The 26,168-nt window shown below is 69.8% G+C and carries 18 protein-coding genes; 9 read left to right on the top strand and 9 right to left on the bottom strand.

The genetic code is table 11. From position 1 onward, the window contains the following. Position 1: 1 nt before the first annotated feature. Entirely contained in the window at positions 2-1,900 is a 1,899-nt protein-coding gene (locus tag ACS5PK_RS07820) for a glycoside hydrolase family 13 protein (protein WP_439439675.1), read from the top strand. A gap of 186 nt (positions 1,901-2,086) precedes the next feature. Then, positions 2,087-5,293, top strand: a complete 3,207-nt coding sequence (locus tag ACS5PK_RS07815) for an ATP-binding protein (RefSeq protein ID WP_439439674.1) — start codon at positions 2,087-2,089, stop codon at positions 5,291-5,293. 280 nt (positions 5,294-5,573) lie between these two features. Here the strand turns inward: ACS5PK_RS07815 and ACS5PK_RS07810 are convergent, their stop codons facing one another. Then, positions 5,574-6,560: a hypothetical protein gene (locus ACS5PK_RS07810; protein ID WP_439439673.1), complete on the bottom strand. Its 987-nt coding sequence runs from the start codon at positions 6,558-6,560 to the stop codon at positions 5,574-5,576. A 279-nt stretch (positions 6,561-6,839) separates the two neighbouring features. Here ACS5PK_RS07810 and ACS5PK_RS07805 point away from each other — a divergent pair, with 279 nt between their 5' ends. Beyond that, the gene (locus tag ACS5PK_RS07805; RefSeq protein WP_439439672.1) at positions 6,840-8,063 is read left to right on the top strand and encodes a 6-phosphofructokinase; all 1,224 of its coding nucleotides are present in this window, start codon (positions 6,840-6,842) and stop codon (positions 8,061-8,063) included. Between the two features lie 239 nt (positions 8,064-8,302). Here ACS5PK_RS07805 and ACS5PK_RS07800 read toward each other — a convergent pair whose 3' ends face one another. From ACS5PK_RS07800 to ACS5PK_RS07785, 4 genes are all read right to left on the bottom strand, one after another. Continuing rightward, positions 8,303-8,827, bottom strand: coding sequence for an AAA family ATPase (locus ACS5PK_RS07800; RefSeq protein ID WP_439439671.1), 525 nt, complete (start codon positions 8,825-8,827; stop codon positions 8,303-8,305). Between the two features lie 205 nt (positions 8,828-9,032). Beyond that, positions 9,033-11,504 carry a phosphocholine-specific phospholipase C gene (locus tag ACS5PK_RS07795; RefSeq protein ID WP_439439670.1) on the bottom strand — a complete coding sequence of 824 codons (2,472 nt, stop codon included), beginning with the start codon at positions 11,502-11,504 and terminating at the stop codon, positions 9,033-9,035. A gap of 109 nt (positions 11,505-11,613) precedes the next feature. Continuing rightward, positions 11,614-12,999, bottom strand: coding sequence for a prephenate-dependent tRNA uridine(34) hydroxylase TrhP (gene trhP / locus ACS5PK_RS07790; protein WP_439439669.1), 1,386 nt, complete (start codon positions 12,997-12,999; stop codon positions 11,614-11,616). 81 nt (positions 13,000-13,080) lie between these two features. Beyond that, positions 13,081-14,763, bottom strand: coding sequence for an RCC1 domain-containing protein (locus tag ACS5PK_RS07785; protein ID WP_439439668.1), 1,683 nt, complete (start codon positions 14,761-14,763; stop codon positions 13,081-13,083). A 229-nt stretch (positions 14,764-14,992) separates the two neighbouring features. Here ACS5PK_RS07785 and ACS5PK_RS07780 point away from each other — a divergent pair, with 229 nt between their 5' ends. The 6 genes from ACS5PK_RS07780 to ACS5PK_RS07755 all read left to right on the top strand — a co-directional run bounded on the left by ACS5PK_RS07780 (position 14,993) and on the right by ACS5PK_RS07755 (position 18,684). Beyond that, entirely contained in the window at positions 14,993-15,538 is a 546-nt protein-coding gene (locus tag ACS5PK_RS07780) for a GbsR/MarR family transcriptional regulator (protein WP_439439667.1), read from the top strand. 58 nt (positions 15,539-15,596) lie between these two features. Then, complete coding sequence (locus tag ACS5PK_RS07775; protein WP_439439666.1) at positions 15,597-16,082, top strand: thiol-disulfide oxidoreductase DCC family protein; 486 nt, start codon at positions 15,597-15,599, stop codon at positions 16,080-16,082. Beyond that, positions 16,079-16,984, top strand: a complete 906-nt coding sequence (locus ACS5PK_RS07770) for an NAD-dependent epimerase/dehydratase family protein (protein WP_439439665.1) — start codon at positions 16,079-16,081, stop codon at positions 16,982-16,984. The genes ACS5PK_RS07775 and ACS5PK_RS07770 overlap by 4 nt, the downstream gene beginning before the upstream one ends. Then, entirely contained in the window at positions 16,981-17,352 is a 372-nt protein-coding gene (locus ACS5PK_RS07765; protein ID WP_439439664.1) for a DoxX-like family protein, read from the top strand. The genes ACS5PK_RS07770 and ACS5PK_RS07765 overlap by 4 nt, the downstream gene beginning before the upstream one ends. Beyond that, a complete protein-coding gene (locus ACS5PK_RS07760) occupies positions 17,345-17,821 on the top strand; it encodes a DUF2269 family protein (RefSeq protein WP_439439663.1) in 477 nt (158 codons plus the stop codon). The genes ACS5PK_RS07765 and ACS5PK_RS07760 overlap by 8 nt, the downstream gene beginning before the upstream one ends. Positions 17,822-17,925: 104 nt before the next feature. After that, positions 17,926-18,684, top strand: coding sequence for an MgtC/SapB family protein (locus ACS5PK_RS07755; RefSeq protein WP_439439662.1), 759 nt, complete (start codon positions 17,926-17,928; stop codon positions 18,682-18,684). Positions 18,685-18,734: 50 nt separating this feature from the next. Here the strand turns inward: ACS5PK_RS07755 and ACS5PK_RS07750 are convergent, their stop codons facing one another. From ACS5PK_RS07750 to parC, 4 genes are read right to left on the bottom strand one after another with little or no spacing between them, the layout of a single operon-like run. Continuing rightward, positions 18,735-21,566 (bottom strand): ATP-binding protein, encoded by a 2,832-nt coding sequence (locus tag ACS5PK_RS07750; RefSeq protein WP_439439661.1) that lies wholly within the window; start codon positions 21,564-21,566, stop codon positions 18,735-18,737. After that, entirely contained in the window at positions 21,566-22,345 is a 780-nt protein-coding gene (locus tag ACS5PK_RS07745; protein ID WP_439439660.1) for a hypothetical protein, read from the bottom strand. Before ACS5PK_RS07745 ends, ACS5PK_RS07750 begins: the two co-directional genes overlap by 1 nt. Beyond that, the gene (locus ACS5PK_RS07740) at positions 22,342-23,766 is read right to left on the bottom strand and encodes a hypothetical protein (protein ID WP_439439659.1); all 1,425 of its coding nucleotides are present in this window, start codon (positions 23,764-23,766) and stop codon (positions 22,342-22,344) included. Before ACS5PK_RS07740 ends, ACS5PK_RS07745 begins: the two co-directional genes overlap by 4 nt. 31 nt (positions 23,767-23,797) lie before the next feature. Continuing rightward, positions 23,798-26,158 (bottom strand): DNA topoisomerase IV subunit A, encoded by a 2,361-nt coding sequence (gene parC, locus ACS5PK_RS07735; protein ID WP_439439995.1) that lies wholly within the window; start codon positions 26,156-26,158, stop codon positions 23,798-23,800. Positions 26,159-26,168 lie beyond the last annotated feature (10 nt).

The following is a 26,168-nucleotide window of genomic DNA, read 5'->3' as shown; positions in this document are numbered from 1 at the left end:
CATGCCCCAGCATCCCGTCCTGACCCGCCTAGCCTTGCGCGGCCGCCTGCCCTGCTTGCTGGCCATCACTTTTTTCAGCTGCGCACACGCCATGACACCGGACCGGCCCCACGACCTGACCCTGGACCATATCGAGCCCCGCTCCTGGTGGGTAGGGATGAAGCAGGGCGGCCTGCAGCTGATGCTGCATGGCAAGGGCATAGGCCGCCTGCAGGCGCGCATCGAGCATCCCGGCGTGCGCCTGCTGCGCCAGCAGGGGCTGGAGAGCCCCAACTACCTCGTGCTGGACCTGGAGATTGGCCCGCTGGCAAGACCTGGCACCCTGTACATCGAGCTGAGCGAGGGCGAGCGTCTGGTGCTCCGCCAGCCCTATGAGCTGCAGGCAAGGGCGCCGGGCTCTGCCCATCGCGAGGGCTTCGGCCCCAGGGACGCCATCTACCTCGTCGTGCCCGACCGCTTCGCCAAGGGCCTGCCTGCGCCGGATGCAGCGGGCATGGAGGAAGGCGAGCGCCGCAGCCTGCCCGGCGGCCGCCACGGCGGCAACCTCGCGGGCATGCGCCAGCATCTGGACTACGTGGCCGCCATGGGCTTCACCCAGATCTGGCCCACGCCCCTGACCGAGAACAACAGCCGCGAGTACAGCTACCACGGCTATGCCAGCACGGACCTCTACCGCGTCGATCCCCGCTTCGGCAGCAACGAGGACTTCCGCAACTTCGTCGCCGAGGCCCGCGAGCGCGGCCTGGGCGTGATCCAGGACATCGTGCTCAACCACATCGGCGCCCGCCACTGGTGGATGCAGGACCTGCCCACGCAGGACTGGGTCAACCAGTGGCCGCGCTACACCGAGACCAGCCACTTCCGCATGTCCGTCCAGGACCCCTACGGCACAGAGAGCGACCGCCGGGCCTTCAGCGACGGCTGGTTCACGCCCAATATGCCGGACCTCAACCAGCGCCAGCCCGTGCTGGCCAACTACCTGATCCAGAACAGCCTCTGGTGGATCGAGTACGCCGGCCTCAGCGGCGTGCGCACCGACACCTACTCCTACTCCGACAAGGCCTTCCTGGCGCGCTGGAGCGCCCGGCTGCTGGAGGAGTACCCCCGGTTGAACATGGTCGGCGAGGAGTGGAGCCCGCACCCCGCCGTGGTCGCCTACTGGCAGCGTGGCAAGCGCAACCATGACGGCTATGAGTCCCACATGCCCAGCATGATGGACTTCCCCCTGCACGGCGCCCTGCTGGCCTCGCTGACTGAACCGGACGGCCATGACAGTGGCTTCACCAAGCTCTACGAGGCCCTGGCCCACGACTTCGTCTACCCCGACCCGGCGCGACTGGTGGTCTTCGAGGGGAACCACGATACCCCGCGCGTCATCGCCGCACTGCGCGAGGATCTGGCGCTCTACAAGATGGCCACCGCCTACCTGGCCATGACGCGGCGCATCCCGCAGTTCTTCTACGGCTCCGAGGTGCTGCTGAGCAGCCCGCGGGAGCGCGACGACGGCGCCGTGCGCGGCGACTTCCCCGGCGGCTGGGCCGGTGACGTGGTCAATGCCTTCACCGGCGAAGGCCTGGACGCCCGACAGCGCGAGGCCCAGGACTGGCTGCGTCGCCTGCTGAACTGGCGCAAGCAGCAGCCTGCCATCCACGAGGGCCGGCTGGTCCACTACAGCCCGCGGGAGGGCGTCTATGTACTGTTCCGCCAGTTGGGCAGGCAGACCCTGATGCTGGTGCTTCACAAGGGCCTGGCCGACGCCCGCCTGGACATTGCCCGCTTCCCCGAAATGCTGAGGGCGGGCCAGCCTTGGCGCGAGGTCATGAGCGGCCGCCAGGGTCGGCTTGGCGATCCCCTGCCCCTGCCCCCGCGCTCGGCTCAGATCTTCGAGCTGGGCGACTGAGCGCCCACGGCAGGCGGCGCAGCCAGTCCTTCATGGCTGCCCGCCACCGAGGGCTGCCCCTGATGTCATCTCCTACGGTGGACGACGCGCCCGAGCGCCTCCATACTGCGCGGCAGCGGGGACCGGAGCCAAGCCACTGGGCCAAGTGGCAAGACCTGTCCCCACTCGCAGGGAGCCAGCGCCGCCGTGTCCACCCGCCAGAGTCCGCGCCAAACATCCTCCGCCAGGCGGCTGCATCTGGCGGTCCTGTTCAGTGACCTCAGCGGGTCCAGCCAACTGGCTTCGCGGCTGGAAGCCGAGGACTACCTGGAGCTGCTGGCGCGCGTGCGCGCCTGCTGCCGCGATGCCGTGCAGAAGCAGCAGGGGCTGGTCGTGCGGCTGCAGGGCGACGGCTTGCTGGCAGTTTTCGGCTACCCGCAAGGAGGCGAGGACATGGCACGCCGCGCCACCGAGGCCGCCCTGGAGCTGCATGCCGGCGTGGCCCGGCTGCGCATGGCCCAGGGCCTGCACCTGCCCCCGCTGCAGATGCACAGCGGCATCCACGCGGGACTGACCCTGGTGATCGAGGGCGACTTCGAACGCGGCCGCCTGGATCTGCTGGGCGAGCCGCCCAATATCGCCGCCCGGCTGTGCGAACAGGCCGAAGCCGGGGAGGTCTGGGTCAGCCAGGCCGCACTGGGTCCGGAGCTGCATCAGTTCGAGCACCGCCCGGTGCAGCGACTGCAGCTGCGTGGCCTGAGCGAGGCGCTGCCGGCGGTCTGCATCACCCGGCGTGGCCAGATCCTGACCCGTCTGGCTGCCCGCCAACGCCAGGGCGCCCTGCCCTTCATCGGGCGCGAGGCGGAACTCCAGGACCTGCGCCGGCTGCTGACCCAGGCCGCGTCCGGCGAGGCCAGGACTGCCCTGGTACACGGCTCTCCGGGCCTGGGCAAGACGCGGCTGTGCGAAGCCCTGATCGCCGAGGCCCGGCTGATGGGCTGGCGCATCCATCGCGGCTATTGCGACGGGCATCTGCATGGCGAAGTCATGCAGCCCTGGATGCAGTTGCTGCGCGCCTGCTTCGGTCAGCCGGAACTGAGCCCGCAGGACCAGGTGCCGACCGCCCCAGACCTCGCAGCCCTGCTGCAGGCCCTGCCGCCGGAACTGCAGCCCGATGCGGCGGACTGGCTGGAAGCGCTGCGGCCGCAGGCCAAGCCGGGCGGCGCCGCGCAGTCCTGGCGAGACTGGCTGCCTCGCCTGCCCGCCCTGCTGCGTGCACTGGGGCGCCAGCAGCCCCAGCTCGTCTTTCTGGACGACTGGCAGTGGGCGGACCAGGCCAGCCAGCAGATCCTCGAACACCTGCTGCGCCAGTCCGGACTACCCTTGATGCTGCTGCTGACCAGTCGCGAAGCGGAGCTGGGCCCGGTACAGAGACACCACGACTTCCTTGCCATCCCACTGGGGCCCTTGCCGCTGGAGGACTGCCGGGCCGCCATCGCCCAGTTGCTGCCGGGGCTGGACCCCTTCCTGGTCGAGCGCATCCATGCCCAGGGCGGCGGCAACCCCCTCTACATCGAGGAGCTGTGCCACTGCGCTGCGCAGTTGCCCCGCGCCACCCTTGCTCAGCGTCTGGAGGAACCCCGGCCTGCACAGGCCGCCTGGACCACGCTGGAGCTGCCCTGGCTGCGCAGCCTGATCGAGACCCGCCTGGAGTGCCTGCCCGAGCAGCAGCTGGACCTGCTCAAGACCGCCGCGGTCATCGGCCCACACCTGCCCCATTGGCTGCTGCAGCGCCTGTGCGGCGAGGACATCACGGCTGCGCTGGCCGGCCTCGCGCGTCAGGACCTGCTCTACGCCGCGGAGGCCCCCGGCCAGCTGAGATTCAAGCATGGGATCACGCGCGAAGTGGTCTACCAGTTGGTGGGTGCACCGCAACGTCGCCTGCTGCACCGACGCATTGCCCAGAGCCTGGCGGCGGCGCAGACGGAGGCCCAGGCGGCAGATGCGGCCGGGGAAGCCGCCGGGTGGCAGGACGCCCTGGCCTACCACCACGCCCATGCCGGCGACTGGCAGGAAGCCGCTCAGCATGCCGAACGGGCCGGCGGGCGCGCGGAAAAGAGTGCCGCCCCTGACCGTGCCCAGCATTTCTACCGTCTGGCCCTGGATGCCCTTGCGCAATGCCCGCCCTGCGCTGAGGGCTACGCCGCCCAGGTGCGCATCCTGCAGCGCCTGGGCCAGACCTGCGTCTTCGACGCATCCCCCCAGGATCTGGCCTATTTCGACCGCGGCTGGGAACAGGCCCGGCGCAGGAACGACCACGCCACCATGACCCTGACCGTGTTCTGGCGGGGCTATATGGCCTATGCCTTGGGCCTGACACAGACCGCAGTGGCCCATCTGCGCGAAGCGCTGCTCGGGCTGGAGCAGCTCAGCGCCTCGGCAAGCCCGTCCTCGCGCGCCAGTGACTGGCTTCCCATGCTGGTTCAGGCGCAGGCCACGCTGGGCCAGGCCCTGGCAGCGGCCGGCGACTACGAAGCAGCGCTGGGCCTCATGGAGAGCGCCATCGCCATCAAGCGGCAGCACCGTAGCAGCGAACGCCCAGCGGCGGGCTCGGCCTACACCCTGGCCTGCAAAGCCGCCGTACTGGGGGACTGGGGCACTTTTGACGAAGCCGCCGAGTGCTTCGCGGAGGCGCGCCAGGCGATCTACGGCGCCGGACACGAGGTCGAAGCCTCGGTGCTGTGCCTGCTGGCCCTGGTGCAGCTCTGGCAGGGCCGCTGGGACGAAGCACAGCAGTCGGCAGGCCAAGCCCTGCAGATCGCCCAGCGCGCGCGCAATCTCTATGTCTTCGGGATGAGCCGAGCCCTGCTGAGCCGCGCGCAATGGCGCCAGAGCGATCCCGGCAGCGCGGCCAGCGACCGTGCACTGCAGTCGCTGGCGGACGCCACCCAGTGGCTGCATTCGCGCCGCAAGCGCCTGTTCAGTTCATTGCTGCACGGCTGGCTGGCCGAGGCCTATGGGGCTCAAGGCCGTCATCCCGAGATGCGCCAGCAGGCCGCACAGGCCCTGCGCCGTGCGCACGAAGGTGACCTGCTGGGTGCCCCCACGGCCCTGCGCGCGCTGGCGCTGGCCTCGGCACGGGGCTTTCTGCAGCATCCGCCAAGCCGCTACCTGACACGGGCCCAGGCGCTGGCCAGGCGTCGCGGCTCCCTGCACGAGACCGCCCTCAACCGCCTGTGCCAGGCCGAGATCCTCACCTTGCAGGGCGACACCCCCGGCGCTCTTCAGCAATTGGAGGCCGCCGAGCCCCCCTTGCGCCGGCTGGGCATGGACTGGCACCTGGACCAGCTGCAGCAGTTGCGCGCCCAATGCCTGGGCAGGCCGGTCGACAGTGGCAAGCAGGACCTGGGCTGATCCGCGGGCCGGCGAGGCAGGCCGCGCCGGCCTCCACATCGGCGGCGACCTGGACTCGGGCTGCAGGCCGACTCCTGTGGTCCTGCACTCAGCCCCGGCAGCCAGGACAAGGCCGCATTGTGGCAACCGCAGGCGCAGCAAGGCGCCAGGGCTGCCGTAGCCTCCACGGAGCGGCAGGCCCCGCTGGAGAGGCGCCTGCGCGTCCAGGTCCATCGCGCCCGGCGGATGCAGGCAGCCCACAGCGGCAGCCCTCAGGGCCGGCTCCCGCGTGCGGCGTCGTTCAGTTCCACAGCAAGGCCAGCGAGCGGCCGTGCCCCATATGCAGGGGCGGGAAATACCCCAACAGGCGGCATTGCGCGTCCAGGCACAAGCCACCACCTCCCATGGCCTCAGGGCTGGCGTCATGGTGCCAGACCCAGCCGCGACCTTGCAGCAAGGCCAGGCAGAGCTGAGGCGGTTTCCCTGGATCGGCCCCCAGCAGGAGCACAGGGCCGGGCTGTGGCCGGCCCCTTTGGGCATGGCTCAGGCGTGGTGCCGCAGGTCTGCCGGACCTCAGCCGCACCAGCGCTTGATGGGGCGGCTTCGGCCCCGGAGAGGTCCTCACATGCCCAGGCGGCTGCAGGCCTGGCGCTTCGTCCGGCGGCACGGCTTCGAAGCAGGCCTCGCTGCGAGGCGGGTTGTCCAGCACATGCCGCGGCAGGGCGCCAAGCTGCCAGCACGGGGCACTGGCAGGCTCCGGCTTCGCTGGCGCCAAGGACTCATCCAGGACCAGCAGCTGACCTCCGCCCAGGTCCAGCACCAGGCTCAGGGCAGGCGATTGCACATCCTTGCCGGCCTGAATGCTGCGTCTCAGGCACAGCAGCCGGCGTGCCCAGCCCTCCAGCGCCTGCGAGCGCGAGCGCTCGGGCAGGTCCAGACCCTGCAGGGCGCTTGGCCACCGGCTCAGCCCCTGCGCCGCCGACTCCAGACCCGTCCAGTGCCGCCAGCCCGGGCTGGACTGCAGGCGCTCGCGGCTGTCCACGCACAGGCCCAGATCGCGTCCCAGCGCATGGAGCGTGAGGTCCTGCGGCAGCAGGGCCAGCTGACGCAGCAGCCACGCCAAGGCCTGACCCCGAGCCTGGGCCTGCTCGATCCAGGCCTGCGGCGGACTTCCGGCCGGCAGACGGTCCAGCCCCCCGGGCAGGCTGGCCTGCAGCAGGCCCTGAGCCTCCAGCCGCAGCAAGACCTGACCCCACAGGCAGCGCTGGCGCCCGGTCAGATCCAGCATGCCCGGGTTCATCACCTCCATCTGCCCACCCTCGCTGGGAACTTCACCACGCGCTGCCTCCCCGCTGTTGACCTCCTGCGCCTGCGGCCGCCTCGCCCAGTACCGGCCGATCTGCCGCGGAATTCTAGAAAGCCGCCTGCCTGGGCAGCCAGGCAACATCCCACCGCTTGAGGATGTACGCCCGACTTCGAAACAAAAGGCCGTGGACAAGACTGGCGTGCCAAGCCGGCCGCCATGGTGTAGAACGTCAGCCAGCGTCCATCCACCCAAGGAGAGCCCGTGAGCATCCCAGCCGCCCGCAAGATCCTCGTCGCCCAAGGCGGCGGCCCGACCGCCGTGATCAACCAGTCGCTTGTCGGTGTGGTCCTGGAGGCCAGGCGGCACAGGGGGATAGACCTGGTCTACGGCGCGAGGCACGGCGTGCGGGGCATCCTGAACGAGGACTTCGTCGACCTCACCCAGGAGACCAGCCACAACCTGGAGCTGGTGGCGGGCACGCCCGCCTCGGCCCTGGGCTCCACCCGCGACAAGCCCGACCTGGCCTACTGTCAGCAGATTTTCGAAGTGCTGCGGGCCCATGGCATCGGCTACTTTTTCTACATCGGCGGCAATGACAGCTCGGACACCGTGCGCATCGTGGCCGAGGAGGCACGCCAGGCGGGCTACCCCCTGCGCTGCATCCATATCCCCAAGACCATAGACAACGACCTGGTCGGCAACGACCACACGCCAGGCTTCCCTTCGGCGGCACGCTTCGTGGCCCAGGCCTTCGCAGGCGCCAACCTGGACAACGCCGCCCTGCCCGGCGTCTATGTGGGCGTGGTGATGGGCCGCCATGCCGGCTTCCTGACCGCAGCCTCGGCCCTGGGCAAGAAGTTCGACGACGACGGCCCCCACCTCATCTACCTGCCCGAACGCGTCTTCGAGATCGAACGTTTTCTGGCTGACGTGAAGGCGGTGTACGAGCGCCACGGCCGCTGCGTGATCGCCGTGAGCGAAGGCATCCACGACACCAGCGGCCACCCCATCGCCGCCCAACTGGCCAAGGACCTGGAGCACGATGCCCATGGCAATGTGCAGCTCTCAGGGACGGGCGCCCTGGCCGACCTGCTGTGCGAGGAGATCAAGGCCCGCCTGAAGATCAAGCGGGTGCGCGGCGACACCTTCGGCTACCTGCAACGCAGCTTTGTGGGCTGTGTGTCCGACGTGGACCAGCGCGAGGCTCGCGAGGTGGGCGAGAAAGCCGTGCAGTACGCCATGTGGGGCGATCGCGACGGCTCGGTGGCCATCCGCCGCAACGGCTACTACTCGGTGGACTACGAGCTCCTGCCCTTGGAGGCCGTGGCCGGCCGGACCCGGGTGATGGAGGACCACTTCATCAGCGACAGCGGCACCGACGTCACCGACGCCTTCCGCCTCTACCTGCGCCCCCTGCTGGGCTCGGGCATGCCGGACGCTTTCAGGCTGCGGCCCAATCCGGTGGCGAAGGTGCTGAAGCCCTGATGCGGGCAACGGCTGTCAGCGGCTGGCACCCGCAGAGCGCCGCAGTCACGGGCGATGCCCGAAGGCGCCAGCCCTGCAGTCCCCCAGCCCTCCAGTTGCACCCGCACGGCGATGCCCCCCCGCAGGTGCTCGTTGCCACAACCGCCACGCCCCCTGGACCGGGGCGACGAGCACGGCGGCGGGAAGGATCCAGGGCATGGCATGCGTTGTTGGCGCCCCCTGGGCTGTCGCGCAGGCTTTCAGCCCTGGCCACAGTCACCAGAAACGGTGCAAACCTGCTCGACGGCGTAGGTCTCACGCTCCAGCTCATCCGAGGGCTCCCACCTATCGCTCGCCAGCTCAAAGATCGCCTCCGGCACCACCATGGAGAACGTCGCCCCCCGTTCCTCGTTGCGGCGCCTGACACGGGCCCGGCGCAGCTCACGGGGCGCATCCAGTTCGACCATCAGGAGCCCGAAGCCACTGTCAAGCACCCGGCGGCAAAACTGCCGACGCGGTTCGCGCTGGATGAGACCCAACTCCAGGATGACATCCGTGCCTGAGGCAAGAATGGCCTGGGCGTGGGTCCAGATGAGCTCCACCAGGCGCTCCTTGCGCTCCACGTACCAGGGAATGAAGTCGCCGGCCGGCCGATCCGGGCTGAACAGGCTGGCGAACCAGGCATCGAGGGCGATGTGCACGCCGCCCGTGCGCGCAGCCAGCGCAGCGGCGTAGGTCGACTTCCCGGCCCCCACGGGGCCCTCGATCAAGCGGACGATGGACATGGCTGGCCTCCCTGAAGATCTAACTTTCTCATTGAGCGTCTCCATTCTGGCACGGCAGGCCCCGCTCTCGCGCAAGAACAGGTCTCTGACGGCGCCTGCCGCAAAGGGGTTGGCAAGACCTGCCCCTCACAGCAGCGATCAAGCCAGCCCCCCCTGCCGGCCATGCCATTGCGAGGGGCCGAACCACGCATCCGCGTGGCACGCCTTACTTCACGCTCAGTGCCAGTGCCGGTGCGGCCTGCACGTAGCCGTCGTTGAGGAACAGGCCCAGCAGGTAGTCCCCCACAGGAAGGCCCCCCAGGGCCTGGCTTCCTGCCGGTGTGCCCACGTAGTTCCACTTGAGGGAGGAGGTGCTGCCCGGCGCGTCGCCCCGGCGGTAGACGCCGATCCAGTGGCGATCGCCCGCCGGCAGGCCGGACCAGCTGAGTGTGACGCTCTCGCCTGCCCGGCATTGCGCGGCGCTGCCACTGAAACGGGGTGCCACCGGCAGGCCCGGCAGCACCGGCGAGGCCTGAGCCAAGGCCTGGCCGCAAAGCACCGGATCGCTGAAGTCCAGGCCGGCGCCTTCGAGATGGCCGGCCAGACGCCGCCAGTAGCGGGCATCGCCTTCCAGCGTCACCCCGAGGTCGTACCAGCCGCGGCTGGCGGCCAGCGGCCGGCTGAGCTCACGCATCTGCCCGGGAGCCAGGTCCAAGGTCAGCACGCTCGGATCACCGTAGGCCATGTCCCGGAGCCTGAGACGCAGGGACTGGCTTCCGGCGTTAACGAAGCGCAGGCGAACGCTGGCGCTGGCCGCGTCCTCCTCCAAGCTGACTTCGGCCCTGGCCGTGCCGCCCCCAAGGGCGCCCGCGAACTCTCGCAGGTAGCCGTTGGCGCCATGCACCCTCAGGTGGTAGGCCGGGCCGGACCAGTTCCACACCTCCTGGTCTACCCGCTTGCCAGCTTCCACGGTGTAGTGCCAGGGTCCGTCGCTGCGCAGCAAGGAGTGGACGATGAAGCAGGCGCCTACGCGGCCCTGGTTGACGAAGCTCAGCGCAAACTGGCGGGCATCGCCCTGCACGGCGCCGTTCACCACGGAACGATACGGCAGGGCGCAGGCAGGCCGCGGCTGTCCGGACAGGACCTCCTGGGCAGGCAGTGGCTGCAGCGGCGGCGGCAGCGCCTCGCGGGTCCCCCAGGTGCGCGGGTAGCTGGCGCTCAGGGGCACGCTGGCCGGCCAGCCTGCATCGGCCGTGCCCAGCTGCAAGGCGCTGATCAGATCCCCGCATACGGCGCGGCGCCAGGGGCTGATATGAGGGCACTGCACGCGCTCACGGGGCAGACCGCGTCCCTGCACCAGCCATTCCTCGAGAAGACGGATCAGGGCGGTGTGGTCCGCCAGCTGCGAATTCACGCGGCCGCCCTTGGTGAAGGGCGAGATGAGCAGCATCGGCACGCGGGGCCCCAGGCCGATGGGCTCGCTGCCATAAGTCTCGCCGGCATTGCTGACGGTGCTGCGCCCTTGCTGCGTGCTGGCTGGCGGCACAGGCGCGGGCATGTGGTCGAAGAAGCCGTCGTTCTCGTCGTAGGTCAGCACCAGCAAGGTCTTGGCCCAGACCTGGGGCTGGTCCACCAGCGCAGCCAGCAGGCGCGCCGTGAAATGCTCGCCGGCATTGGGTGTCTGCTCGGGATGCTCGCAGTACTCGGTAGGCGCGCAGATCCAGGACACCGCCGGCAGCCGACCTTCCCTCACGTCCCGGGCAAAGGCATCGATGAGGTACTGGCCGCTGGTGCTGCCAACGCCGCCGGGCCCCGAGCCCGCTGCCATGGCGCGTGCGCGCTGGTACAGAGGCGAGGCCGGGGTGAGCCTGGCGCCGCTGGCGTCCACGCGGTAACGGCGGAAGTACTGCAGGTAGTTGTCGCCGTAGTTGTCCCACTCCTGATAGACCTTCCAGCTCACACCCAGGCCGTCCAGCTGTTCGGCATAACTGGACCAGCTGATGCCGCTGGCAGCGCTGTTGTCGTTGGCGATGTCGGCGTTGTAGATGCCGCCGGTGACGTTGTAGAGCCGCGAGTCACCAATGCCGGTTACCACGCCGCCGCTGTGGCCGCTGAGGGCGTAGAAGCGGTTGGGATCGGTGGGGCCGAAGACGGAGCAGTGGTAGGCGTCGCAGACGGTGAAGGCATCGGCCAGGGCGTAGTAGAAGGGCAGGTCCTGGCGGTTGAAGTAGCCCATGCAGCGCGCGCCCTTCTTCGGCACCCAGGCGTTCCAGTCCTTCCAGGCGGCCTGCGTGCCCTTCCAGGAATGATCAAGGCCCACCCGCAGCGCATTGGTGTTGCGCACATCGAAGTGGTAGGGCACGACATCGGCCGTGCCGCCGGGCTGCTGCCAGACCGGCTTGCCCGAGGGCAGCGACACGGCGCGCGGGTCGCTGAAGCCGCGCACGCCGCCCAGGCTGCCGAAGTAGTGATCGAAAGAGCGGTTTTCCTGCATGAGGAAGACCACATGCTCGATGTCCCCCAGGCCGCCGCTCACGCGCTGCGCGGGCACGGCCAGGGCGCGGGCAATGGTCTGGGCGAAGCCGGGCGCTGACGACAGCGCCGCCGCAGCACCCAGCAGCAGGCCGCGGCGCGAGGGGTTCAGGCCCTCATCCGAGAGGGCGGGGCGGTTCGAGGGATCCAGGGATTCGGGGGCCATGCTGTCTCCTGGCGGTCTGCTGCCGCAAAAAAGCAGGCAGTCTGTGCGGCGACTGCGGCCCCCGGATGAAGGCGCCGCTGGCCCCTTCGGCCCATAGCCCCGCGGCCGATCAGAGCAGGCGGGCCAGCAGCCCGCCCTCGGCCGGCAGGCCCAGAGGCACCCAGACCCGCACCGGGTCGCCGGGAGCGACCTGCACGGGCTCGCCGTCCAGGTTCTGCATCTGTGTCAGCTCGACGATACGGTTGCCACTCGGGTGCAGCAGCTCCACCCGGTCACCCACGGCGAAGCGGTTCTTGGCCTGCACCTGCACCCAACCGTCCTCGCGCACCCCGGTCACCTCGCCCACGAAATGGCTGCGGTGCAGCTCGCTGTGGCCGCTGATGTAGTTCTGATAGTCCTGTGCCGGGCGGCGCTCCAGCAGACCGCCGGTATAGCCGCGATTGGCCAGGCCTTCCAGCTCCAGCAGCAGCTCCGGGTTGAAGGGCCGGCCGGCCACGGCGTCGTCAATGGCGCGGCGGTAGACCTGAGCGGTGCGGGCCACGTAGTACAGGCTCTTGGTGCGGCCCTCGATCTTCAGCGAGTCCACGCCGATGCGCGCCAGTCGCTCCACGTGCTCGACGGCGCGCAGGTCCTTGCTGTTCAGGATGTAGGTGCCGTGCTCGTCTTCCATGATGGGCATGAGCTCGCCCGGGCGGCCCTTCTCCTCCAGGAAGTAGACCTTGTCCGCCGCCGGGTGGCGCTGGCCGCCGCCGCAGGTGGAGAAGCTGCTCTCGGCCTCGGCCTGCGCCTCGGCGAAGTTGAAGTCGGCGTCCAGCGTGCCCACGGGGATGGCCTCGCCCGAGGGCGAATCCTCGCTGGCGGCCTGGGTGCCGTACTCCCAGCGGCAGGCATTGGTGCAGGTGCCCTGGTTGGGATCGCGGCGGTTGAAGTAGCCCGACAACAGACAGCGGCCCGAATAGGCAATGCACAAGGCTCCGTGCACGAAGACCTCCAGCTCCATGTCCGGGCATTCATTGCGGATAGCCTCGACCTCATCCAGGCTCAGCTCGCGCGAGAGGATGATGCGCTCCACCCCGGCCTTCTGCCAGAACTTCACCGCGGCCCAGTTGGTGGTGTTGGCCTGCACGGAGAGGTGGATGGGCACCTTCGGAAAGATGCCTTTCTCCATCTGCTCCAGCACCTGCATGATCAGGCCGGCGTCGGCCATGATGAGCGCATCGGGCTTGAGTTCCACCACGGGCTGAATGTCCCGCAGATAGGTGCGCACCTTGTCGTTGTGGGCGATCAGGTTGCTGGTGACGAAGAACTTCTTGCCGCGCTGGTGGGCTTCGGCAATGCCCTGGGCGATCTGCTCCAGGCGGAATTCGTTGTTGCGTGCACGCAGGGAGTAGCGCGGCTGGCCGGCATAGACGGCGTCGGCGCCGAAGTCGTAGGCGGCGCGCATCTTGGCCAGGGAACCGGCCGGCAGAAGGAGTTCGGGGGCTTTGAGCGACATGCGCGTATTGTCGCCGCATGTCGCTCAAAGCCCCCGCGGGCCGGGAAGCCATGACCGGCTCCCCGTCATCGCCGCATCGCGTCAGAGCGCCCGACGCAGCAGATTGGTCCAACGGTCCATGGCGCCCAGCGTGGTGCTGCCGTCTCCTGCCGCGTTCTTCACGGGCGTGGGCAGGCGCACATCGCTGGCAACGGACGGCCCCTGGCCCTGCGTGCCCGAGAAGCCATCGCCCCAGCTCAGCACCGTACCGTCCTTGCGCAGGGCCAGCGAGTGCGAATAGCCGGCGGCCAGCGTGGCCGCGCTGTCCAGTTGCAGCAGCCCGGTTTCAGCCACCACGGCGGCGGGATAGGCCGTGCCATCGGCACGCGGGCGGTTGACGCCATCGCCCAACTGCCCGTCAGTGCCCAGGCCCCAGCTCCACACGCGGCCCGCAGCGTCCATGCTCAAGGCATGGTTGCCGCCCGCCGCCACCATGGTCTGGCCGCTGAGCAGGCTGGCCATGCTGCCACCCAGGACGCGCACAGCACCCGCCACTGCGCTGCGCGTGCCTTGGCCGAGCTGCCCCTGCGTGTTGCTGCCAAAGGCCCAGACCTCACCGCCGCTGCCAAGAGCCAGGCCAAAGCCGTAGCCGGCGCTGATCGCGGTCAGGCCCTTGAGCGGCTCGCTGCTGCCCGCGGCGGCCACATGGCCGGGCATGATTTCGTTGATGGACGAGGGCAGCTGCAGCATCGCCGGCACCATGCCGGAGAAGCCCCAGACCGCAACGCGGCCGTCGCTGCGCAAGGCACTGCCCCAGTTCCAGCCCGCAGCGATGGCCCGCACATCGGCCAGCACGCCGCCTTCCGGAGCCTTCACATAGCCGGGGTACCTCTTGACGCCGCCGCCCTCCTGGCCGGTGTAGTAGCCCCAGGTGTAGACATGGCCATCGTCGGCCAGCGCCATCGCGTTGCTGTCACCCGCGCTGATGGCCACGATGCCGCTCAGGCGCCCCTTGCCGGTGGCATCCGCCACGTAGTCCGGCAGCTTCCAGCTGCCTGTGGGCAGCAGACGAGCCAGCTGCGGGCTGGACGAATCATTGAGCCCCCAGGACAGCACTTGGCCGTCTTCCGTCAAGGCCAGGCCAAACAGCTCGCCGCCCGCGGCCGCCACGATGCCCGACAGCGGCTTGTCGCCGGAGGGCGCCAGCACCTTGAGGGGCAACGGGCTCATATTGAGCTCACTGCCAGGCTTGCCCTGCCCCAGCTGCCCTTGCGAGTTGTAGCCCCAGGCCAGCAGCTCGCCCGCGCTGGTCACCGCCAGCGAGAAATGCCGGGTGGCGCCGGTCACGCCGAAGGGATGAGCCTGGGGAATCACCTTCACGCTCACCTTGGCACTGACGCCGCCGCCACTCACGGTGATGGACTGGGCGCCCAGGCGCAGCCCGGTGATGCTGCTGCAGTCGGCAGCCACGGTCAGCGTGACGGGGTCATCGCTGCTGCACGACAGGGGGACGCTGACCGTCGCACCGCTGCCATCCTTCAGGCTCACGCTGGCCGCACTGGCAACGCGCCAGGCGGTCTTGCCGCTGGCCGGCGTCACCAGGGTGGCGACGGGGGCCGGGCTGGGCGTGGGGGTTGGTGTGGGAGTGGGAGTGGGCGTCGGAGTCGGTGTGGGCGTCGGGGTGGGTGTGGTGGACGAACCGCCGCCGCCGCAGGCAGCCAGCATGGCCGCGCTCAGCAGCACAGCCCCCACGGGCAGGACGCCCGCGGCAAATCGAGTACGCATGAAAGGATTCCTCAGGATAGTGACGCCTCCGGGCGCCTGATCGTTTCCCAACGATGGGCTGCGGGCGCTCTTCTTCGGAGGGCTCACGGCAGCGGGCGAAACTTTAGCCGGGCCAATTGGCAACAAGGTCCGACAAGCACCGGCAAATCGTGAGCAAACGTAGAAGCTCATGAGCGGCCCCTGAAATTTCTGTATTGACAGAAATTGCAGACAAACTAGACTGCACGCCATGGAACTCAGCAGCAGCGCACGTCGATTCATCGTTCACTGGGGGGAAATGGGCACCGCCTGGGGTGTCAACCGCACCGTGGCCCAGATCCACGCCCTGCTCTTCTTCCACGGCCGGCCGCTGCACGCCGAGGAAATCGCGGACACCCTCAACGTTGCCCGCTCCAACGTCAGCACCAGCCTCAAGGAGCTGCAGAACTGGAACCTCATCCGGGTAACCCACCAGCTGGGGGACCGGCGCGACTTCTTCGAGACCTCGGTCGATGTGTGGGAGCTGTTCCGCACCATCGTGAGGGAGCGCAAGGAGCGCGAGTTTGACCCCACCGTGCGGGTCCTCGGCGAGATCGTGGCCGACCCCGCCTTTGCCAACGAAAGCCCCGATGCCCAGGACCGCGTGCGCGAGGCCCTGCGTTTCATGGACACCCTGGGGTCCTGGTCCGAGGAAATGTTGCGCCTCTCTCCCAGCACGCTGGAGAAGGTGCTGAAGATGGGCGCCAGCGTCCAGAAGTTCGTGCGCGGCGAGAGCAAGCCGGGCGGCACGTCCTGAGGCGCATGGTCGCCTTTTTTTGTCTTCAAATTTCTGTCACTACCGAAATATCAGACAAATGAATACCATCCACCACACCGAAGCCCCGCTCTACCCCCTGACGATCTACTTTGACGGCTCCTGCCAGCTGTGCAGCGCCGAGATTGAGAACCTCCGGCTGCGCGACCTGCAAGGGCGCCTGCGCTTCGTTGACTGCAGCCCGGCGGACTTCGCCTCGCCCGTGCCCGGGGCCGATCGCGCGGCGCTGATGAACGTCATCCATGGTGTCGGGGCCGAGGGTCAGGTCTTGCGCGCCGTGGACCTGTTCGAGGCGGCCTACCGTGCCGTCGGCCTGCCCTGGGTCAGCCGGCTGCTGGTGCATCCCCTCATCCGGCCGCTGGCGGACCGCGTCTACCCCTGGGTGGTCCGTAACCGCTACCGGCTGCCGCGGGGCCTGATCCAGGGCCTGTTCGAGCGTGCCGCCCGTCGTGCCGCACAGCGGGCTGCGGCCCAGCCGCGCTGCACCGACGGCAGCTGCCGCCTGCCGCCGGAGGGCCGCGCATGAACGCCCCGCTTCGTCGCGTGCTCGTGTGCGGGGCCCAGGGCTTCATCGGCCGGCACATCGTCCAGGCCTTGCGGGAGGCGGGCTTCACCGTGCGCGCGGGTGTCCGTGTGGCATCGGCGAGTCGGCTGCCGGGGGGCGTCGAGCCCTGCCCCATGGACTTTGCACAGGACACCCGCCCCGAGACCTGGCATGTCCGCGTCAGCGACTGCGAAGCCGTGATCAATGCCGTGGGCGTGCTGCGCGAGCAGCCCGGGCAGTCCATGGACGCCATCCACCATGCCGTGCCGGCTGCCCTCTTCAGTGCCTGCGCCAACACGGGCGTGCGCCGCGTGCTGCAGGTCTCGGCCCTGATGCCGCCCGACAGCCGCACCCGCTATGCCCAGAGCAAGCGCCAGGCCGAGGCCGCGCTGCTGGCCCTGCGCGCCGAAGGCCGGCTGGACGCCTGCGTGCTGCGCCCCAGCGTGGTCTTCGGCGAGGGCGGCGCCAGCACGGCGCTCTTCCAGCGCCTGGCCCGCCTGCCCTGGCTGCCCTGGCCGGCGCAGGCCGTGAGGCCGCGCATCCAGCCCATCCGGGTGGAGGACCTGGCCGCTGCCTGCGCCCGCCTGCTGACCGTGCCCGAAAGCCTGCCGGCCACGCTGGACCTGGTCGGCCCCGAGCGCTTCACCCTGCCTGACTTCATCGCGGCGCTGCGCCAGGCGCAGGGCCGCAGGCCGGCGCAACTGTTGGTGCTGCCGGCCGCCCTGGGTGCCGCTTCGGCCCGCATGGGCGACCTCTGCCCCAGCCAGCCCTGGGGCAGCGAGACCCTGGCCCTGCTGGGTGCCGACAACATCGCGGACGCCGCGCCGCTGCAGGCGCTGCTGGGCCGGACGCCGCGCTCGGTGCTCGAAGGAGCGGCCGCATGACTCCGCGCCACCGCCGCCTGGCCCGCGCCAGCCTCATCGCCCTGTGGCTGGGCACGGCCGTGGTCAGCCTGCTGGGCTGGCAGGGCATCTCGCGCGAGTTGCTCACCGGCACGCTGCTGCCGCCGGCCTGGCATGGCGCGGCCATCGCCGTCGGCAGCGCCGCAGACGCCCTGCTGGGCCTGGCCCTGTGGCGTTGGGACAGGCCCTGGGTCTACCGCGCCTGCCTGGCCCTGATCGGCCTGATGACATTGGTAGCCACCGTGCTGCAGCCCGCGCTGTGGCTGCATCCCCTGGGCCCGCTGAGCAAGAACCTGCCCGTCGCCGCCCTGCTCCTGATCCTGCAAGACCTGACCCCGCGCCATGAATGAGTACCTGATCCTCAAGACCCTGCACGTGATCTCCAGCGTGCTGCTGGCCGGCACGGGCTTCGGCTCGGCCTTCTACCTCTTCTTTGCCAACCGCAGCGGCTCGCTGGAGACGCAGGCCGCTGTGTGCCGCATGGTGGTCAAGGCCGACACCTGGTTCACCACGCCCACGGTGATCCTGCAGCCGCTCACGGGACTCTGGATGGCGCACCTCGCAGGCTGGCCGCTGGACACGCCCTGGCTGCTGGCAGCCTTGATCCTGTACGTGGTGGCCGGCGGCTGCTGGCTGCCCGTGGTCTGGCTGCAGCTGCGCATGCGGGACATGGCCGAGACCGCCCTCGCCCACGGCGAGCCACTGCCCGAGCGCTACTGGCGCTTCGCGCGCTGGTGGGAGGCGCTGGGCTATCCGGCCTTCGCGGCCATGCCGCTGATCTTCTGGCTGATGGTGGCCAAGCCGCAGTGGAGCTTCTGAAGCGTGAGCAAAGCGGCAATTTCGCCACTCTTCGGCTTGTTCGCCACACGGCGCAAGGCTATGGTGGGGCCATGGTGCGCCCTGCACGCTGACAAGATCACCTCATGAGCCTGCTGGACCTGGACCAACTGATGCGCTACTGGACCGCCGAGCAATGGCAAGCCAATGTGCTGATGCTGCTGCATCTGATGGGCGCCATGCTGCTGGGGCTGATCCTCGGCTACGAGCGGGCCTTCCACGGCCGGGCCGCGGGCATGCGGACCTACGCGCTGGTGTGCATGGCCTCGACGGGTGTGGTGATCCTGCTGGCCTATCCGCAGCAGTGGTTCGGCGGCCATGTGGCGGGCGGCGCCGCGCCGCTGATCGCGGACCCGACCCGCGTGATCCAGGGTGTGGTCACGGGCATCGGCTTCCTGTGCGCCGGCGTGATCATGCGCGAGGGCATGAACATCTCGGGCCTCACCACCGCCGCCTCGCTGTGGGCGGCCTCGGCCATCGGCATTCTGCTGGGCATGGGCTTCTACTTCGCCGCCATCTCGCTCACGCTGCTGTGTGCGAGTCTGATGATGTGGGGTGCCAAGCTGGAGGCCGCCCTGCCCTCGCACCCGGCCATCTCGGTGATGATGCGCGGCGCGGACGGACGGCACTTCAACCAGGCCGAGTTGGCCGCCTTCACCGAACAGTTGGGCTACCGCTTCGCGCCGGGCTCGCTGAGCATCGAGCGCATGGGCAAGCATGAGGAATGGCGCTTCGTGTGCACCGCCAAGCGCAACTACCGGGGCGAGACGCTGACCCGCTTCTCCAGCCGCCTGGCCGAGCTGCCGGGCGTGGCGGAGTACCGCGTGACCCACGCCCGCAACTGATCGGCCGAACTTGCCAAGACAAAGGGCGCCGCGGCGCCCTTTCTTCATGCTCAGTCGTAGATCGACTTCTCCGGCCGCCGCGCCAGCACCGCGATGGGCGGCGCCCAGCGCTCGCCGCGCGGCTTCTTGCTGGTCACCAGCGTGATCTCCGAGGGCTCGAAGACCTCCACGTTGTGCGTGATGGGCGTGGTCAGCAGGTACTGGGCCCGCGTGGAGCGCAGGAAGTGGCCGACCAGCTGGATGTTGCGCACGTCCAGGTGGGCAAAGGGCTCGTCGATGAAGACAAAGCCGCCGGGGCTGTCGTCGTCCTTCATCAGGCCCACCAGCAGGATCAGGCTCTTGAGCACCTGCTGGCCGCCCGAGGCCTCACCGTCGTTCAGGCCGACCTCGCCCTTGCCGTCGAAGTTGAAGCGCACATGCAGGCCGGCCTGGGCCAGCACGAGGTCGTCGTTGTCCAGGTGCGGCAGCTCGGCCTGGGCGATGACGCCGGCCAGCTCGCCCAGCTCCTGCACATTCTTCTTGTAGCGGCGCACGGTGGCACGCAGCACGTCGATATAGCGCTCGCGGGCGTTGAAGGCGGCGATGCGGGCCATCTCGTTGCTGGCGCGGCGGTCCTCCAGCTGCGTGGTCTGCTCCAGCACGGAGAGGTGCATGCGGGTGTGGCGGTCGGCCACGGCGGGGTCGGTCTCCCAGGTGCCGGCGTTGAGGCCTGTGTCCAGCTCCTGCTGCACATGGCGCATGGCGATCTCGGCCTGCTTGGCGTTCTCGAACTCGTCGCGCAGCGCGGCCACGCGGGCCGGCTGGGTCCAGCTGGACGGGAACTTGGCACGGGCCTCGCGCGAGGCCTTCGCCGCGGCCTTGAGCTCGCGCAGGCGGCCTTCCTGGTCGCGCTGCACGCGCAGCACGTTCTCCTCACTGGCCTTGAGCGAGCCCTGGGCGGATTCGTAGTCGCGCTCGCTGCGCGTGACCTGGGCCAGGGCGCGGTCGTGCGCCTGGTCCAGCTGGGCCATGCGCGTGGCCGCCTCGACGCGGGCCTGGCGCAGCGCCGGCATGCGGGCGCGGCACTCGGCGAACTCGTCGGAGCGCTCGGACAGCTCCAGCGCCGCCTTGTGGCCCTGGGCCGCGCGCTGCGCATCCTTCAACTGGCGCTCAACCTCGGCCTGCTCCTTGGCGATGCGGGTCAGCTCGCCGTCGTAGCGGGCCAGCTCGCGCTCCAGGGACTGGCGGCGCGAATCCAGGGCGGAGACGCCGAACTGGTACTCGCGCGGCTCCACCCACAGGCTGCGGCCGCCGCGGCTGTCGCGGTAGTAGGCATCGGGGGTGATCCATTCGCCGCCGGCATCGCGGCCGGCCTCGGTGTCCTTGACGCAGCGGATGCCGCCCAGCTGGCGGATCAGCCAGCCCGGCAGCTTGGCGCTGACCTTGAGCGCGGACAGCAGGCTGTCCCTGGGGACCACGGAGGGCACGGACTCGCTGTCACCGACCACGTAATGACGGTAGCGCTCCTGGGCGGCCAGGGCGAAAGCCCGTGATTCGTCGCCCGATCGCTCCAGCACCACCACCCAGCGCGAGGGGCGCAGAAAGCCCTCGGCGGCGGCGCGCCAGGCCTCATCCGCGATGTCGATGCAGTCGGCCAGCACGTGGTGAGCAATGCCGGCTTCGTCCAGCGCCTTGCGAAAGCGCGTGACCTCGGGTGGCGGCGGCGGCAGGCGCTGGCCCTGCAGCGCGTCCATGGCGGCCTGGGCCTTGCGGGACTGGTCGTTGGTGCGGGTGTAGCTCTCGCGCAGCGCGTGCTGGCGGTTGCCCAGCTCCTCCAGGCGGGCCGTCAGCTCCTTGGCATCGGCCTCCACGGCGGACAGGGCCTTGAGCTCCTCCTCGCGCTTGGCCAGCAGCTCGGCGGGGCGCTCGGCCTCGCGGGCGGCGTCAAAGGCGGCGCGGGCCTCCTTGCGCTGGCGCTCCAGGTCCAGCAGCTCCTGCTTGGCGGCCTCGTGCTTCTCGAAAAGGGCATGCAGCTCGGCGCGCTTGGCGGCCATATTGCGCTGGTCCCCGGAGGCGAAGAGGCGCTGGCGGTGCAGCTCGCGCAGGGCCTGGGCCGTGCGCAGGCGGCCTTCCGACCACTGCAGCACGGGCACCACCTCAGTCGCGAGGCGCTCGCGCTCCTTCAGTCGCAGCTGGTACTGCTGGTAGCTGTTGACGCGGTTGGCCAGGTCCGAGAGCTGGGCCTGCGTGTGCGAGAGCTCGTGCGCGGCCAGCTCCACTTCCTTGCTCAGCTGCTGCTGGTGGCTGCGGGCCTGGTCGTAGCGGTCCAGCACCTCCTGGTCGCCGAAGACCTCGAAGACGAGGCGCAGCAGCTCCTTGGGACTCAGCTCGCACAGGCGGTCGGTCTGCCCCTGCTCCAGGGCCAGCACGCGGCCGATGGCGCGGGTCAGGCCGGCAGCCTCCAGGCGCTTCTTCCAGGCCTCGATGCCCAGCCAGTCCTTCTCAGCGCGCTCGGCCAGGGCCTCGATCTCATGGACGCCGTCGACGAGGATGTAGCGGCGCTGCCAGTCCCCGCCATGGCGCTCGATGCGGCAGGCCAGCGTCACCTGGTCGGCATAGAGCAGGGAGCTGGCGAAGGGCCGGCTGCTGTTCTGGCGGCCGCGCGGGCGGTTGTCCACCAGGGCGCGCAGCCAGGCGGTTTCGGCATTGGCGTGGCGGGCGTAGGTCTTGTAGGTGCGGCCGCCCGAGCATTCCAGGCCCAGCAGGGTGCGCATGGCATCCAGCAGCGTGGTCTTGCCCGAGCCGTTGGGGCCGGCGATGGTGATGATGTTGCCGTCCAGCGGCATGGAGACGCGGCGGCAGTAGTCCCAGTGCAGCAGTTCCAGCGATTGCAGGTGAAACATCAGTGCGTCTCCGGCGCGTCGCCCGATTGCGTCGGGGCGGCGTCGTTCATGTCTTGTTCAGCCGCGGCGGCCACCTCGGGCTCGGGCTCGGGCTCGTTGCGCTTGGCGATGATGGCGTTGATCGCCGGGCCGGCCAGGGGGTCGCTGGCGCGGGCCAGCACATCGGCCAGAGAGCCGTCCAGCACGCGCGGGGCCAGCACGTCGTAGTCCAGCAGCAGGTCCAGCAGCGGGCCCTCGGCGATGTCCTCGCCGCGGCGGGTGATGAAGCCGTTGCGCTCCAGCAGCTTGAGGTTGGCATCCAGGCGCATCTTCTTGCCCAGCTGGTTGCCGAAATCGGCCAGAAGGCTGCGGTAGGACAACGTGGGCGACACGCTCGACGCCAGCGGCAGCGGCTTGTCCGTGGCGAACATCTCGCCCTGCCCTTCGGCCTGGGCCTCGGTGCGGGCGATCTGGCGCTGGCGCTTGGGCAGGATGATCAGGGACCACAGCACCACCAGCAGGGCCACGCCGTCGCGCGGCAGGTCCAGGTTGTTGTTGGCGGCCAGGCCGGTCTCACCGAAGACGGCCACCTCGGCCGGGCGCAGCATGGCCACGGTGATGTGGTCGGCGTAGAGGTTCTCAACCAGCTTCAGGCCGACGGCCGCGAGGCGGTCGTTCAGCGCGGCCCACAGCTCGGTGTCGATCAGGGCGCGGCGCACCAGCGGATGGCTGCGGGGCAGCCAGCGGCGGGCGATCAGTTGCGCAGCCAGGTGGGCCGCGTCGTCCAGGGTATTGCTCATGATTCGGATGCGGGGCTGGGGGCGGCGTGGGGTTCGGTGGGCGGCGGCTCGGGCTGCAGCTCGGGAGGCAGGACCACCCGGCCCTCCTCGTCCACCGGCAGCAGATGGCCTCGGCTCATCCACTTGACGAATTCATCCTCGACCTCGCCCTGCTCGGCGGACCAGCGCACGCGCCAGGGCTGGCGGGCCATGTCGCCGGTGGCGCCCTGCAGATGCTGGGCCTGCGGGTCCCCCAGCAGCGGCAGGAGCTGGGCGCGGTAGGCGGCGCGGGCGTAGCTGCCGCCCAGCACGGCGGGGGTCAGGTCTTGCGCGCCGCGGCCCTCGGCCTGCCACAGCCCCAGCAGGGTCTGCATGCCGGCCAGGTCTTCCGGCAGGCTCATCACCGCCAGCTGGCCTTCGGGGGCCACAAGGCCGGCCGGCAGCGGCTCGGGCGTGGGCGGCTTGGGACGGTCACGCTCGAACTCGGCCTCGCAGGTGTCCAGCAGCTCGTGCTGGGCCACCATCACCGGCAGCACGGGCCGCGAGAGCGCGCCCAGGCTGAGGTTCTCGAGGAAGGGGACGTTCTGCAGCCAGCGCCGCACATCGGTCGTGGTGATGCCGGTGGAGCCCAGGGTCACGCGCTGGCGGTCCACCTGCTGCAGGGCGCGGTTGAACTGGCTGGCCATGGCCAACAAGCGGGCCTGGGCCAGGCCCAGCTCGCGGGCCAGGCGTTCCAGGCGCGCGTTGTCGTCGGCCTGGGCCTGCTCGATGATGGCCGAGAGCGCCTCGCTGGCCCGCTCCACCAGGCCGAGTGCCCGCTCGAAGCGCTGGCGCGCACGGCGCAGGTGGAACTCGGAGCCGCTGGCGATGGCGTCCGCGAACTCGTCGTACAGCCGTGCCAGCTGGGCCTGCAGGTGATGCAGCTGGGCCGGGTCCAGCGTGCCCAGCTGGTGGGCGCCGGCCACGTTGGCCAGCAGCGCGGCGAGGTCGGCGTCCTGCTCGCCCGCCACCGTCAGCGGCGAGAGCAGGCCCACCAGCTGCTGGGCCAGGGGCGTGATGGTGTACTGCTGGTTGGAACCGTCCCAGGCCAGCAGCTGGGCCTCGCGCAGACGCTTGAGCACCAGCTCCAGGGCTTCGTCGCGCAGGGCGTGGAAATGGCGGTTGAGGGTGTCGCGGGGCAGGCGGGACTCGGGCAGCGCCATCAGCTCCATGAAGACCCACAGGCGCAGGCGCACCAGGGCCGCGGGCCCGTGGAACAGGGCCCGCATGGCCTGGATCAGTGCTTCATTGCGCTCCAGCTGCCACCACAGCAGGGCCTCACCGGGGACGGCGCCTTCGCGGAAGTAGTCCTCGAAGCGCGGGGCTTCGCTGGCGTCATCAAAGCGCTCGGCCGCGGCGTCCGGCTCGGGCGGGGCCGCGGCGCGGGTCTGGGAATCGGTCATCGCGCGGATTATCCCTGTCCAGCCTGCGGGATCATCCGGCCAGCACGCGGGCCACCTTCTGCAGGCCCTCGACCGGCTTGCCCTTGCGGGCGCGCTTGCCGGCGTAGGCGGCCAGGCCCGCGCCCTTGAGCAGCTCCTCCTTGGGCTTGCCGCCGCGGCCGGAGCCCAGCACCTGCAGGGTCTGGGTGAAGGCGGCCACGCTCAGCAGCAGGTCCTTGCCCTCCAGCTCCATGAGGGTCAGGCCGCGGCCGCCCTTGGGCTGGTGCTTGAGTTCGTCGAGCGCATAGGTGAGCAGGCGGCCATTCAGCGACAGGCAGGCCACTTGCATGCCCAGCACCTCGCCACCGGGCACGGGGCTGGGCGGCAGGGGCTTTTCCTCGCCTTCGAGGCTCAGGAAGGTCTTGCCGGCCTTCTGGCGGCTGATGAGATCGCCCACCTGGGCGATGAGGCCGAAGCCGCCCGTGTTGGCCAGCACCAGGCGCTGCGCGGCGGCGGCCGCCCAGTAGTGGACGATCTGCGTGCCGCTCTCCAGCTCGATCAGGGTGGTGATGGGCTGGCCGTCGCCGCGCCCGCCCGGCAGGGCAGAGACCGGCACCGAGTACACGCGGCCATTGCTGCCGAAGACGATCAGCGGGTCCACGCTGCGGCAGGGGAAGGTGCCGTAGAGCTGGTCGCCCGACTTGAAGGACAGCGCGGCCGGGTCGACCTCATGCCCCTTGAGCGCACGCACCCAGCCCTTCATGGAGACGACCACCGTCACCGGCTCGTCCACCACCTTGATCTCGGCCACGGCCTTCTTCTCTTCCTGGATCAGGGTGCGGCGCTCGTCGCCGTAGGTCTTGGCGTCGCCCTCGATCTCCTTGACCACGGTGCGCTTGAGCACGCCGGGGTTGTCCAGGATGTCCTGCAGCTTGTTCTGCTCCTCGCGCAGGGCCTTGAGCTCCTGCTCGATCTTGATGGCTTCCAGGCGAGCCAGCTGGCGCAGGCGGATTTCCAGGATGTCCTCGGCCTGGCGGTCGGACAGCTTGAAACGCTCGATCAGCGCGGCCTTGGGCTCGTCGCTGTTGCGGATGATGCGGATCACCTCGTCGATGTTCAGCAGCACCAGCTGGCGGCCTTCCAGCACGTGGATGCGGTCCAGCACCTTGTCCAGGCGGTGCTGGGTGCGGCGCTGGACCGTGGCCATGCGGTAGCCCAGCCACTCGGTCAGGATCTGGCGCAGGCTCTTCTGCGTGGGCCGGCCGTCGGCGCCGATCATGGTCATGTTGATCGAGGCGCTGCTCTCCAGGCTGGTGTGGGCCAGCAGCTGGGTGATGAGCTCCTGCTGCTCCACGGTCCGGCTCTTGGGCTCGAACACGAGGCGCACCGGGGCGTCCTTGCTGGATTCATCGCGCACGCCGTCCAGCACGGCCAGGATGGAGGCCTTGAGCTGCTGCTGGTCCGCGGTGAGGGCCTTCTTGCCGGCCTTGACCTTGGGGTTGGTCAGCTCCTCGATCTCCTCCAGCACCTTCTGCGAGGAGGTGCCATGCGGCAGCTCGGTGACCACCAGTTGCCACTGGCCGCGGGCCAGGTCCTCGATCTTCCAGCGCGCGCGCAGCTTCAGCGAGCCGCGGCCGCTGCGGTAGGCAGCCTGGATGTCCTCGGGCGAGGAGATCAGCTGGCCGCCACCGGGGTAGTCGGGCCCGGGCAGATGGCTGAACAGCTCTTCGTCGCTGAGCTTCTCGTTCTTCAGCAGCGCGACGGCCGCCGCGGCCACCTCGCGCAGATTGTGGCTGGGCACCTCGGTGGCCAGGCCCACGGCGATGCCGGAGGCACCGTTGAGCAGCACGAAGGGCAGGCGCGCGGGCAGCTGGCGGGGCTCCTGGGTGGAACCGTCGTAGTTGGGCACGAAGTCCACCGTGCCTTCGTCGATCTCGTCCAGCAGCAGTCGGGTGATGGGCGCCAGACGGGCTTCCGTGTAGCGCATGGCGGCCGCGCCATCGCCGTCGCGGCTGCCGAAGTTGCCCTGGCCGTCGATCAGGGGGTAGCGCTGGCTGAAGTCCTGGGCCATGCGCACGAGGGCGTCGTAGGCGGCCTGGTCCCCGTGCGGATGGAAGCGGCCCAGCACGTCACCGACCACGCGGGCGCTCTTGACGGCCTTGGGGCCGCTGGCCGTCGTGAAGGACAGACCCATGCGCTCCATCGAGTACAGGATGCGGCGCTGCACCGGCTTCTGGCCGTCGCACACGTCCGGCAGCGCGCGGCCCTTGACCACGGAGAGCGCGTACTCAAGATAGGCGCGCTCGGCGTAGTGGGCCAGGGTCAGGCTGGTGCCGTCGTCGCTGCCACCGCCGGCCGGGGCGGGCTGGGGAGCCGATTGCGGATCGTCGAAATCGAAGGAGTTCTGGTTCATGGTCATGGGG

Origin of the sequence: Roseateles sp. DB2, from assembly GCF_051857535.1 — a bacterium.
Lineage (GTDB): Bacteria > Pseudomonadota > Gammaproteobacteria > Burkholderiales > Burkholderiaceae_C > Roseateles_B.
This window is presented reverse-complemented; position numbering and strand designations above follow the sequence as displayed.

Excerpts from the sequence above, each read along its gene's own strand:
- ACS5PK_RS07820 (WP_439439675.1), top strand. The coding sequence starts at position 2 with ATGCCCCAGCATCCCGTCCTGACCCGCCTAGCCTTGCGCGGCCGCCTG.
- ACS5PK_RS07810 (WP_439439673.1), bottom strand. The coding sequence starts at position 6,560 with ATGCTGGATCTGACCGGGCGCCAGCGCTGCCTGTGGGGTCAGGTCTTG.
- ACS5PK_RS07800 (WP_439439671.1), bottom strand. The coding sequence starts at position 8,827 with ATGTCCATCGTCCGCTTGATCGAGGGCCCCGTGGGGGCCGGGAAGTCG.
- ACS5PK_RS07795 (WP_439439670.1), bottom strand. The coding sequence starts at position 11,504 with ATGGCCCCCGAATCCCTGGATCCCTCGAACCGCCCCGCCCTCTCGGAT.
- trhP (WP_439439669.1), bottom strand. The coding sequence starts at position 12,999 with ATGTCGCTCAAAGCCCCCGAACTCCTTCTGCCGGCCGGTTCCCTGGCC.
- ACS5PK_RS07785 (WP_439439668.1), bottom strand. The coding sequence starts at position 14,763 with ATGCGTACTCGATTTGCCGCGGGCGTCCTGCCCGTGGGGGCTGTGCTG.
- ACS5PK_RS07780 (WP_439439667.1), top strand. The coding sequence starts at position 14,993 with ATGGAACTCAGCAGCAGCGCACGTCGATTCATCGTTCACTGGGGGGAA.
- ACS5PK_RS07775 (WP_439439666.1), top strand. The coding sequence starts at position 15,597 with ATGAATACCATCCACCACACCGAAGCCCCGCTCTACCCCCTGACGATC.
- ACS5PK_RS07770 (WP_439439665.1), top strand. The coding sequence starts at position 16,079 with ATGAACGCCCCGCTTCGTCGCGTGCTCGTGTGCGGGGCCCAGGGCTTC.
- ACS5PK_RS07765 (WP_439439664.1), top strand. The coding sequence starts at position 16,981 with ATGACTCCGCGCCACCGCCGCCTGGCCCGCGCCAGCCTCATCGCCCTG.
- ACS5PK_RS07760 (WP_439439663.1), top strand. The coding sequence starts at position 17,345 with ATGAATGAGTACCTGATCCTCAAGACCCTGCACGTGATCTCCAGCGTG.
- ACS5PK_RS07755 (WP_439439662.1), top strand. The coding sequence starts at position 17,926 with ATGAGCCTGCTGGACCTGGACCAACTGATGCGCTACTGGACCGCCGAG.
- ACS5PK_RS07750 (WP_439439661.1), bottom strand. The coding sequence starts at position 21,566 with ATGTTTCACCTGCAATCGCTGGAACTGCTGCACTGGGACTACTGCCGC.
- ACS5PK_RS07745 (WP_439439660.1), bottom strand. The coding sequence starts at position 22,345 with ATGAGCAATACCCTGGACGACGCGGCCCACCTGGCTGCGCAACTGATC.
- ACS5PK_RS07740 (WP_439439659.1), bottom strand. The coding sequence starts at position 23,766 with ATGACCGATTCCCAGACCCGCGCCGCGGCCCCGCCCGAGCCGGACGCC.
- parC (WP_439439995.1), bottom strand. The coding sequence starts at position 26,158 with ATGAACCAGAACTCCTTCGATTTCGACGATCCGCAATCGGCTCCCCAG.